The 2,564-nt window shown below is 71.1% G+C and carries 4 protein-coding genes; all 4 read left to right on the top strand.

Going from position 1 to position 2,564, the window contains the following annotated elements; genetic code table 11:
* The first annotated feature begins 6 nt into the window (after nucleotides 1-6).
* Complete coding sequence (locus VFB40_RS12275; protein WP_349261451.1) at nucleotides 7-783, top strand: CoA transferase subunit A; 777 nt, start codon at nucleotides 7-9, stop codon at nucleotides 781-783.
* Nucleotides 783-1,415: a CoA transferase subunit B gene (locus tag VFB40_RS12270; RefSeq protein WP_324850062.1), complete on the top strand. Its 633-nt coding sequence runs from the start codon at nucleotides 783-785 to the stop codon at nucleotides 1,413-1,415. The genes VFB40_RS12275 and VFB40_RS12270 overlap by 1 nt, the downstream gene beginning before the upstream one ends.
* Nucleotides 1,415-2,236 (top strand): protocatechuate 3,4-dioxygenase subunit beta, encoded by an 822-nt coding sequence (pcaH, locus tag VFB40_RS12265; RefSeq protein WP_324850060.1) that lies wholly within the window; start codon nucleotides 1,415-1,417, stop codon nucleotides 2,234-2,236. The genes VFB40_RS12270 and pcaH overlap by 1 nt, the downstream gene beginning before the upstream one ends.
* Nucleotides 2,236-2,564 (top strand): peptidase associated/transthyretin-like domain-containing protein (locus VFB40_RS12260; protein WP_527249193.1); only part of this gene is annotated, 329 nt, incomplete at its 3' end. The genes pcaH and VFB40_RS12260, both read left to right, overlap by 1 nt.

Here is a 2,564-nt window from a genome sequence, read left to right as displayed (position 1 = left end):
CGGTGCATGGACAAGGTGGCGGCCTCGGCCGCGGCGGCGGTGGCCGATATCCCCGACGGCGCCTCGCTCGCGGTCGGCGGCTTCGGTCTCAGCGGCGTCCCGAACGTGCTGATCGACGCACTGTACGCGGCCGGGGCGAGCGGGCTTTCCGTCGTGTCCAACAACTGCGGCGTGGACGGCGGCGGCCTCGGCGTGCTGCTCGCCGCGCGCCGAATAGCCCGCGTGACCGGCTCGTACGTCGGCGAGAACAAGGAGTTCGCGCGCCAGTACCTGGCCGGGGAGCTGGAGGTCGAGCTGATCCCGCAGGGCACGCTCGCCGAGCGGCTGCGGGCCGGCGGCTGCGGCATCCCGGCCTTCTTCACCCCGGCCGGGGTCGGCACCCAGGTCGCCGACGGCGGACTGCCGTGGCGCTACGCGGCGGACGGCACGGTCGCGCTCGCCTCGCCGCCGAAGGAGGTGCGCGAGTTCGACGGAGCGCAGTACGTCCTGGAGCGCGGCATCGTCACCGACTACGCCCTCGTCCACGCCGCCAAGGGCGACCGCCACGGAAACCTGCTGTTCGCCAAGTCCTCCCGCAACTTCAACCCGCTGGCGGCCATGGCCGGCCGGGTCACCATCGCGGAGGTCGAGGAACTCGTCGAACCGGGGGAGCTCGGCCCCGACGAGGTGCACCTGCCGGGCGTGTTCGTACAGCGGATCGTGGTACTCAGCCCGGAAGAGGCCGCGGACAAGCGGATCGAGCGGCGCACCGTGACCCCTGCGACCGGAACGGCGGGCGCCTGATGCCTTGGACCCGCGAGCAGATGGCCGCCCGCGCGGCCGCCGAGCTGACCGACGGCGAATACGTCAACCTCGGCATCGGCCTGCCGACGCTCATCCCGAACCACCTGCCGACCGGCGTGCACGTCACGCTCCAGTCGGAGAACGGCATCCTCGGCGTCGGACCGTATCCGACTCCTGATGCAGTGGACCCGGACCTGATCAACGCGGGCAAGGAGACCGTCACGGTGCTGCCCGGCGCGGCCTTCTTCGACTCCGCCCTCTCCTTCGGCATGATCCGCGGCGGCCACATCGACACCGCGGTGCTCGGCGCGATGCAGGTGAGCGAGCAGGGCGACCTGGCCAACTGGATGATCCCGGGCAAGATGGTCAAGGGCATGGGCGGGGCGATGGACCTCGTGCACGGCGCCCGGCGTGTCATCGTCCTGATGGAGCACACGACCCGCGACGGTGCGCCCAAGCTGCTGGAGCGCTGCGCCCTTCCGCTTACCGGCCGGGCCTGCGTGCACCGCGTCATCACCGACCTCGGCGTGCTCGACGTCACCGACAAGGGCTTCGTCCTGGTCGAGACGGCGCCCGGAACCACCGCCGCCGACCTGGCCGCGCGCACGGCCGCCACCGTCATCGTCCCCTGATGCCATCGCAGGAGGTGTCCGCGTTGCTCAACCCGGACGTCGAGAAGCAATCCGACATAGACGCCGAGATCGAGGCGCTGCACTCGGCCGCACGGCGCAACGGCGCGCAGCCGGGTTCGCAGCCGTCACCGCATCCGCGCCGCGACTACGCCCCTTACCGCAGCAGCATTCTGCGGCACCCGAAGCAGAGCCCGATCGAGATCACCGATCCCGAAGCGGCCGAGCTTTGCGGACCGGTCTTCGGCGTCAGCGACGTCGCCGCGCTCGACGCCGACCTGACCCGGCAGCACCCCGGCGAACCGCTCGGCGAGCGCATGACGGTCACCGGCCGCATCCTGGACCGGCACGGCAGGCCCATCCGCGGCCAACTCGTCGAGATATGGCAGGCCAATGCCTCAGGCCGCTACGCGCATCAGCGCGACCAGCACCCGGCGCCGCTCGACCCGAACTTTACCGGGGTCGGCCGCTGCCTGACCGACGGCGACGGCCGGTATCAGTTCACGACGATCAAGCCGGGCCCGTATCCCTGGCGCAACCACCTCAACGCCTGGCGGCCCGCGCACATCCACTTCTCGCTGTTCGGCACCGCGTTCACCCAGCGGCTGATCACGCAGATGTACTTCCCCGGCGATCCGCTGTTCCGTTACGACCCGATCTACCAATCAGTCGTCGACGACGCCGCGAGGGAACGGCTTATCGCGGCCTATGACCACGACCTGTCCAGTCCCGAATGGTCGCTGGCCTACCGCTGGGACATCGTGCTCGACGGTCCGGCCGCGACGCTGTTCGAGCCCGGCGATGCGAACGGAGCAGGGCTCTGATGACCGCCGAACCGAATACGCCGGCGACGCTCCCGGTCACGCCGTCGCAGACCATCGGCCCGTTCTACGGCTACGCACTGCCCTTCGCGCGCGGCGGCGAGATGGCGGCGGCCTCGGATCCCGACGCCGTCACCGTCCACGGATACGTACTCGACGGCGCGGGCCTGCCGATCCCCGACGCGCTGCTGGAGTTCTGGCAGGCCGGTCCCGACGGCTCACGGACCGGCGCGCCCGGTTCGCTGCGCAGCGACCAGACCACAGGCGCGCTCCTCGGCCGCGATCACACCCGGTTCACCGGCTTCGGCCGCGTCGCCACCGACGCCGACGG

Source organism: Actinocrinis sp., assembly GCF_035650855.1.
Classification (GTDB): domain Bacteria; phylum Actinomycetota; class Actinomycetes; order Streptomycetales; family Catenulisporaceae; genus Actinocrinis.
This window is presented reverse-complemented; position numbering and strand designations above follow the sequence as displayed.

Bases quoted from the DNA above. Each gene is read 5' to 3' on its own strand.
- pcaH (WP_324850060.1), top strand. From the start codon at position 1,415: ATGCCATCGCAGGAGGTGTCCGCGTTGCTCAACCCGGACGTCGAGAAG.
- VFB40_RS12270 (WP_324850062.1), top strand. From the start codon at position 783: ATGCCTTGGACCCGCGAGCAGATGGCCGCCCGCGCGGCCGCCGAGCTG.
- VFB40_RS12275 (WP_349261451.1), top strand. From the start codon at position 7: ATGGACAAGGTGGCGGCCTCGGCCGCGGCGGCGGTGGCCGATATCCCC.